At 72.0% G+C, this 6,058-nt stretch carries 6 protein-coding genes and 1 tRNA gene; 3 read left to right on the plus strand and 4 right to left on the minus strand.

What is annotated here, in order from left to right; all coding sequences use genetic code 11:
• Positions 1 to 399: 399 nt before the first annotated feature.
• A tRNA-Thr gene (locus tag AC2W7G_RS07795) sits at positions 400 to 472 on the minus strand.
• An 89-nt stretch (positions 473 to 561) separates the two neighbouring features.
• Between AC2W7G_RS07795 and AC2W7G_RS07800 the strand changes: the two genes are divergently transcribed.
• The 3 genes from AC2W7G_RS07800 (at position 562) to AC2W7G_RS07810 (ending at position 3,020) form a co-directional block, all read left to right on the plus strand.
• The gene (locus AC2W7G_RS07800; protein ID WP_485867928.1) at positions 562 to 1,113 is read left to right on the plus strand and encodes an alanine racemase; all 552 of its coding nucleotides are present in this window, start codon (positions 562 to 564) and stop codon (positions 1,111 to 1,113) included.
• Positions 1,114 to 1,218: 105 nt separating this feature from the next.
• Positions 1,219 to 1,725 (plus strand): type III PLP-dependent enzyme domain-containing protein, encoded by a 507-nt coding sequence (locus tag AC2W7G_RS07805; RefSeq protein WP_485867929.1) that lies wholly within the window; start codon positions 1,219 to 1,221, stop codon positions 1,723 to 1,725.
• Entirely contained in the window at positions 1,722 to 3,020 is a 1,299-nt protein-coding gene (locus tag AC2W7G_RS07810) for a D-arabinono-1,4-lactone oxidase (RefSeq protein ID WP_485867930.1), read from the plus strand. The genes AC2W7G_RS07805 and AC2W7G_RS07810 overlap by 4 nt, the downstream gene beginning before the upstream one ends.
• 90 nt (positions 3,021 to 3,110) lie before the next feature.
• On the opposite strand, the gene AC2W7G_RS07815 is transcribed toward AC2W7G_RS07810, so the two are convergent.
• The 3 genes from AC2W7G_RS07815 to AC2W7G_RS07825 all read right to left on the minus strand — a co-directional run bounded on the left by AC2W7G_RS07815 (position 3,111) and on the right by AC2W7G_RS07825 (position 5,809).
• Positions 3,111 to 3,782 (minus strand): methionine ABC transporter permease, encoded by a 672-nt coding sequence (locus tag AC2W7G_RS07815; protein ID WP_485867931.1) that lies wholly within the window; start codon positions 3,780 to 3,782, stop codon positions 3,111 to 3,113.
• Positions 3,779 to 4,804, minus strand: coding sequence for a methionine ABC transporter ATP-binding protein (locus AC2W7G_RS07820; RefSeq protein WP_485867932.1), 1,026 nt, complete (start codon positions 4,802 to 4,804; stop codon positions 3,779 to 3,781). The genes AC2W7G_RS07815 and AC2W7G_RS07820 overlap by 4 nt, the downstream gene beginning before the upstream one ends.
• A 78-nt stretch (positions 4,805 to 4,882) precedes the next feature.
• A complete protein-coding gene (locus AC2W7G_RS07825) occupies positions 4,883 to 5,809 on the minus strand; it encodes a MetQ/NlpA family ABC transporter substrate-binding protein (protein WP_485867933.1) in 927 nt (308 codons plus the stop codon).
• Between the last annotated feature and the right edge of the window lie 249 nt (positions 5,810 to 6,058).

The following is a 6,058-nucleotide window of genomic DNA, read 5'->3' on the forward strand; positions in this document are numbered from 1 at the left end:
CCGCGGCACCGTCGGTGCCCCCCGCAGCCGGTGAGGAGCGCCGAGGAGCGCCCGTCGCCGTGGCGGCGGCGGCAGGGACGGAACGGGGTGCACGCATGCTGGTCGAGCCTCTCGGTGAGCGGCGCCGAGACCTCGACGCCTGGAGGCTCCACCGTCCACCGTCGGGCTTACAGGATGCTTGCGCGGCCGTGCAAGGACGCACTGGGGGCGACATCTGGAGCCCCCGACAGAAGTCGAACCCGCGACATCCCCATGACACGTGAGGCGCTCGGGACGGTCCGCCGACGTGCCACCGCCCACTTTCCTTGGAGCCCCCGACAGGAGTCGAACCCGCGACATCCTCATGACACGTGAGGCGCTCGGGACGGTCTGCCGACGTGCCACCGTGCACTCTCTCGGAGCCCCCGACAGGAGTCGAACCCGCGACATCCTCATTACAAGTGAGGCGCTCTACCAACTGAGCTACAGGGGCGTGCGGGCCCGGCCCGCGCCGTCATCGTAGTGGACCCCGGCTGCGGCGAACCCTCCCACGGGAGCCTCGGGTCCCCCTAGGGTGGGCGCGTGTCCGAGCCCTACGACCGCCTGCTGCGCGCCACCGCGGACCTGCCGGCCCCGTGCGCGATCCTCGACGGACCCGCCCTGGCGACCAACACCCACGACCTCGTCCGCCGGGCCGGCGGCGTGCCGGTGCGGGTCGCGTCCAAGTCCGTGCGCGTGCGCGAGCTGCTCGACCGCACGCTCGCCCACGAGGGGTTCGCCGGCCTCATGACGTACTCGCTGGCCGAGTCCACCTGGCTGGCCGACCTGGGCCACGACGACCTGCTGCTCGCCTACCCCACGGCCGACGCCTCCGCGCTGCGCGACCTCGTCGCGTCCGATCAGCGTCTGGCCGCCATCACGCTGATGGTCGACTCGCTCGAGCACCTCGACCTGCTGGACGCGCTCGTGGGCGGCGACCACCCGCCGATCCGGCTGTGCCTGGACGTCGACTGCTCGCTGCGCGTCGGGCCGCTGCACCTGGGTGTGCGCCGCTCCCCCGTCCGCACGCCGGAGCAGGCGTCCGCGCTGGCCGCCGCGATCGCCGCCCGCCCGGGCTTCGAGCTCGTCGCGTGATGTTCTACGACGCCCAGGTCGCGGGCCTGCCCCGACACGTCCCCGGCCGTCCGCCTCGTCAAGAAGCGCTCCAACGACGACCTCGCCGAGCGGCGCGCCGCGGTCGTGGAGGCCGTGCGCCACCACGCCGACCTGCAGCTGGTCAACGCCGGCGGCACCGGCAGCCTCGAGGTCACCGGCGCCGACCCCGCCATCACCGAGCTGACCGCCGGGTCCGGCCTGTTCATGCCGACCCTGTTCGACCGCTACGACGCCTTCCACGCCCGTCCGGCCGCGTACTACGCACTGTCGGTCGTCCGCCGTCCGGCCGACGACGTCGTCACCCTGTTCTCCGGCGGCTACACGGCCAGCGGCCCGGCCAAGGCGTCCCGCGCCCCGAGCCCGGTCTGGCCCGACGGCCTGTCGCTCATCGGCTCCGAGGGCGCCGGCGAGGTGCAGACCCCGGTCAAGGGCGCGGCCGCCCGCACCCTGCGGCTCGGCGACCGGGTGCTGATGCGCCACGCCAAGGCCGGCGAGATGTGCGAGCGCTTCGACCGGGTGGCGCTCGTCGACGCCGCCGGGGACGTCGAGCTGCTGCCCACCTACCGCGGCGAGGGGAAGAACTTCGGATGAGCACCACCTGGGTCAACTGGGGCCGCAGCGCGATCGCGCACCCCACCGCCGTCCTGCGTCCCACCAGCACCGCGGAGGTGGTCGAGCTCGTGCGCGAGGCCGCCGCGGTCGGGCGCCGCGTGAAGGCGGTGGGCAGCGGGCACTCGTTCACGTCCATCGCCACCACCGACGGCGTCATGGTCGAGATGAGCCGCATGACGCGGCTGCTGCACGCCGACGCGTCCACCGGGCTCGTCCGCGTCGAGGGCGGCCTGCGCCTGCGCGAGCTCAACCGGCTGCTGGACGCCCTCGGGCTCGCGCTGCCCAACCTGGGCGACATCGACCACCAGACCATCACCGGCGCCGTCTCCACCGGCACCCACGGCACGGGCGGACGCCTGCACGGCATCAGCAAGGCCGTCGTCGGGGTCCGGCTCGTCACCGGCACCGGCGAGGTGCTGGACCTGGCCGAGGGCGACGAGCTGTTCGGCGCCGCGCGCGTCTCGCTCGGCGCCCTGGGCGTCGTCACCGAGGTCGTGCTGCAGTGCGTCCCGGCGTTCCTGCTGCACGCCCGCGAGGAGCCGATGGCGCTGGACGCCGTGTGGGAGGGCCTCGACGACCTCGTCGACGGCAACGACCACTTCGAGCTCTACTGGTGGCCGCACACCCGGCGCACGAGCACCAAGCGCAACAACCGCGTCCCGGCCGGCACCGAGCCGCGCCCGGTCGGCCGCGCCCGCCGCCTGCTCGAGGACGAGGTGCTCAGCAACGGCGCGTTCGGCGCGATCTGCCGGCTGGGCACCGCCCGGCCGTCGTGGGTGCCGGCGATCAACCGGGTCAACGCCCGCGCCCTCTCCGCGCGCGAGTTCACCGACCGCTCGCACGAGGTGTTCTGCTCGCCGCGTCGTGTGCGCTTCCGCGAGATGGAGTACGCCGTGCCGCGGGCGGCCGTCCGCGACGTCGTGGAGGAGCTGGCCGCGTTCGTCGACCGCAGCGACCTGACGGTCAGCTTCCCGGTCGAGGTGCGCTTCACTGCCGCCGACGACGTGTGGATGTCGACCGGGCACGAGCGCGACAACGCCTACGTCGCGGTGCACCAGTACGTCCAGCGTCCGTTCGAGCGGTACTTCGCCGGCGCGGAGGCGATCTTCGCCGCCCACGAGGGACGTCCGCACTGGGGCAAGATCCACACCCGCGACGCCGACTACCTGCGCAAGCAGTACGCCCGCTTCGACGACTTCGTGGCCGCCCGCGACCGGCTCGACCCCGAGCGGACGTTCACCAACGCCTACCTCGACCGCGTCCTCGGCGCCTGACCCGCTGAGTGTGACGTTTCGGGGGTCGATTGACCCGATTCACCCCCGAAACGTCACGCTCAGCGCGTGCCGGCGCCGGGCACGAGCTGCCTAGCGGCGCAGGAAGTGGCGGGCCAGGCGGTTGCCGCCGAACTGCACGAGCTGGACGATCACCACGATGATCACCACGGCCGTCCAGGTCACGGCGGTGTCGAACTGGCGGTAGCCGTACTGCAGCGCGAAGCCGCCGATGCCGTCGCCGCCGATGACCGAGGCGATCGCCTGCATGTCGATGACCGCGACGAACGCGAACGTGTAGCCGAGCACGAGCGGTCCGAGCGCCTCGGGCAGCGCGATGGTGCGCAGGATCCGCAGGCGGCTGGCCCCCATCGAGCGCGCCGCCTCGATGACGCCGGGCTGCACCGTGACGAGGTTCTGCTCGACGATGCGCGCGATGGCGAACATCGAGCCGACCACCATCGCGAAGATGACGGCGCGGTTGCCGATGCCGATGCCGACCACGGCTCTGGCCGCCGGCTGCACGGCCGCGATGAGGATGACGAACGGGATGGGCCGGAAGAAGTTGACCAGCACGTTGAGCACGACGCTGATCACGCGGTTCTGGTAGAGCCCGCCCGGCCGGGTGACGTAGAGCCCGATGCCGAGCAGCAGGCCGAGCAGGCCGCCGATGAGCATGACCAGCGCGACGATCCAGAGCGTGGCGACGGTGTTCTGCCACACCAGGTCCCACAGCTCGGGCAGGCGGGTCTCGCGGGTGCTCATGCCAGCTCCTCCGTCCGCACCAGGCGACTCACGGCCGCCACCGCCTCCCGGACGCGCGCCGGCTCGCCGGTGAGGGCGAGGGTCAGGTTGCCGAACGTCGCGCCCTGCACGCGCTCGATGCCGCCGTGGACGAGCTCGAAACGCACGTCGCGGTCCAGCAGCTCGGCGAAGACCTGCGACTGACCGGGCGAGCCCTCGCGGAACTCCAGGGTCACCAGGCGACGGTGCCGCTGACGCAGGTCGTCGAGCACCTCGCCCTCCGGGACGGTGTCGACCACGGTGCCGACGAACCGCTTGGTGACGGCGTGCTGCGGGTCGGCGAAGACGTCCTTCACCAGGCCACGCTCGACCACCAGGCCGTTCTCCATGACCGCCACCTTGTTGGCGATCGAGCGGACGACGTCCATCTCGTGGGTGATGACGACGACGGTGATGCCCAGCTCGCGGTTGACCCGGGTCAGCAGGTCCAGGACCTCCTGGGTGGTGTCGGGGTCGAGCGCGCTGGTCGCCTCGTCGGCGAGCAGCAGCTTGGGGCTGGTGGCCAGGGCGCGAGCGATGCCGACGCGCTGCTTCTGGCCGCCGGACAGCTGCTCGGGATACTGGTGGGCCTTGTCGGCCAGGCCGACGAAGTGCAGCAGCTCGCTGATCCGCTGCTGCTGCTCGGCGCGGCCGACGCCGGCGACCTCGAGCGGGTACGCGAGGTTGCCCCACACCGTCCGCGAGTGCAGCAGGTTGAACTGCTGGAAGATCATGCCGATCCCGAGCCGGACGCGCTGGAGCTGGCGCTCCTTGAGCCCGGTCAGCTCGACGCCGTCGACAGTCACGGTGCCGGACGTCGCCGGCTCGAGCGCGTTGACCAGGCGGACGAGGGTCGACTTGCCGGCGCCGGAGTAGCCGACGACGGCGTAGATGTCGCCGGCCTCGACGTCCAGGTCGACGCCGCGGATGGCGTGCACCGGCTCCCCGCCGCGCTGGGCGGGCGGGTACTCCTTGCGCACGTCGCGTAGCTCGACGAGTGCCACGTTCGTCCTCTCGGGGTGGGGGAAGGACCGTGGGGCGCGGCGCTCGTGGCGCCGCGCCCCGCGGGGTCGTGCGGTGGGTCAGCCCTTGGCGCGGACGTCGGCCTCGACGTCGGACAGGGTCTTGCGCAGCTCGTCGACGGGGGTGTCGACGATGACCGCCGTGCCGCCGGAGACCTCCTTGACGCCGTCGGTGACGGCCTTGGTGTCGTGGTAGATCTTCACGAGCTTCTTCAACGTCGCGTTGTCCTTGTCCTCGGCGCGGACGGCGAAGATGTTGATGTACGGCGCCGCGGCCGGGTCGGAGGCGTCGTCGGTCGCGATGGCGTCCTCGAACTTCAGGCCGGCCTTCTCGACGAAGTCGTTGTTGATGATCGCGGCGGCGACGTCGGGCAGCGACGTGGGCGTCAGGTCGGCCTGCAGGGCCTTGACCTTCACCTTGGACGAGGGCAGGACGTCGTCGAGCGTCGAGTACGGCGAGCCGCCGTCCTTGAGCTCGATGAGGCCGGCCGACTGCAGCACGAGCAGGCCGCGGGCCTGGTTGGAGTCGTCGTCGGGCACGACGACGGTCTCGCCGGCCTTGATGTCCTCGACCGAGTCGTACTTCTCCGAGTACAGCGACAGCGGGTAGATCGCCGTGGCGCCGATCGGCGTGAGGTCGTCGTCGTTGGCCACGTTGTACTCGGCCAGGTAGATGATGTGCTGGAACTGGTTGATGTCCAGCTCGCCCTCGCTCACCGACGGGTTCGGCTGGGCGTAGTCGGCGAAGTCCTTGACCTCGAGGTCGATGTTCTCCTTCGCGGCGGCGTCGACCAGCTCCTCCCAGTAGGGGTCGCTGGCGCCGACGACGCCCAGGGTGACCTTCTCGGCGTCCGCGCCGGCGGCGGAGTCGTCGTCCCGGGTGGCGAAGAAGACGATGGCGGCGATGACCGCGAGCACCACGACGACGACCGCGGCGACGAGCGGGCCGCGGCGCTTGGGAGCCTCGATGAGGTTCGGCTCGGACATGACGTTCCTTTCGTGCGCGGCTCGTGGCCGCCGGGGGAAGCGCGACCGGTGGGTCGCGAGATCGAACTCCGAGACCGTACGTTCGACTTCCCCCGAACCCCTTACCTGTCTCACTCTGCGGGACGCGCGTCTCAAAAGTCCCCGCGCGAGGACGATGGCCGCATGCTTCGACCCACGCCTCCCGCCCCTGCCGACGGCGGACCGCCGACCGCGGCGCGGGCGCGGGCGGCGCGGCGGCCGCTGCACGTC

The organism is Aeromicrobium sp. PFPM2_SD2 (genome assembly GCF_057364525.1).